Genomic DNA, 1239 nt, shown 5'->3' on the forward strand with positions numbered 1-1239 from the left:
GGTTATCGCCATCAGATGACGAACCTTTCGCCGAAGATGACGGCGAACTGGGTCTTTGCCTCGGACCACTCGCGCGGTGGCCGCTTCCATTCCTGGGCCGCGTTGTTGAGCACGAGGTATAGCAGCTTCATCGCGGCATCGTCACCCGGGAAGTGTCCGCGGGTCCGGACGGCGCGGCGCAGTTTCGAGTTCAGCGCCTCGATCGCGTTTGTCGTGTAGATGATCCGGCGCACCCCCTCGGGGAAGGCGAAGAACGGGATCACCTGATCCCAGTGGCGCCGCCAACTCAGGCCGATGGCGGGATGCCGATTGCCCCAATGGCCAGCCTCGAACGCGTCGAGCGCCGCCAGGCCGGCCTCGGCCGTCTCGGCGCGATAGACGCTCCTGAGCGCCTGCGCGATCGGCTTGCGGTCCTTCCACGACGCAAAGCTCATGCTGTTTCTGAGCAGATGAACGATGCACGTTTGAACGATCGTTTCCGGGAAGGCGGCATTGATCGCCTCGGGGAAGCCCTTTAGGCCATCGACGACCGCGATTAGGATATCGGCCACGCCGCGATTCTTGAGTTCGTTCATCACCCGGAGCCAGAACTTGGCGCCCTCGGTTTGCTCGATCCAGATGCCGAGGATTTCCTTCGTACCGTCGGGCAGGATGCCGAGCGCGATGTACACCGCCTTGTTCCGAACGAAGCCCTCGTCGCGGATTTTGACGCGGATCGCATCGAAGAAGATCAGCGGGTAGCAGGCATCGAGCGGGCGACCCTGCCACTCGGCGACCGCCTCCAGAACGGCATCGGTGATCGTTGAGATAAGGTCCGGCGACACGTCGATCCCGTACAGCTCCTCGAGGTGCCCCCGGATCTCGCGCACCGTCATCCCACGCGCGTACATCGACACGATCTTGTCATCGAAGTCCGGGAACCGCCGCTGGTATTTGGCGATCAGCTTGGGATCGAACGTCCCCGCACGGTCGCGTGGAACATCCAGCGTCACCTTCGACGTGCCCGTCAGCATCGTCTTTCTTGACGAGCCGTTGCGCCGGTTTGTTGCGCCTTCGGCGCCTTCACTCTCCAGATGGTCGTCCAGCTCGGCAGACAACATCCGCTCCGACAGCGCCTTCTTCAGCTCGTCGAGCAACCCGTTCTTCGCAAACAAGTCCTGCGGATCACGACCTGCCAGAAGCTGGTCCAAAACCTCCTTCTCGATCGCCATATCGATGGTCCTTCCTATCCATCTCTAT

General features: G+C 61.9%; 1 protein-coding gene. It reads right to left on the reverse strand.

Annotated features, from left to right (window positions below; all coding sequences use genetic code 11):
• Nucleotides 1-11: 11 nt before the first annotated feature.
• Complete coding sequence (locus tag L3X40_RS21820) at nt 12-1211, reverse strand: IS256 family transposase (protein WP_237367428.1); 1200 nt, start codon at nt 1209-1211, stop codon at nt 12-14.
• Between the last annotated feature and the right edge of the window lie 28 nt (nt 1212-1239).

This window comes from Rhizorhapis sp. SPR117, from assembly GCF_021742065.1.

What these genes read in the sequence shown, in the direction of transcription:
- L3X40_RS21820 (WP_237367428.1), bottom strand. Translation starts at nt 1,211, where the DNA reads ATGGCGATCGAGAAGGAGGTTTTGGACCAGCTTCTGGCAGGTCGTGAT.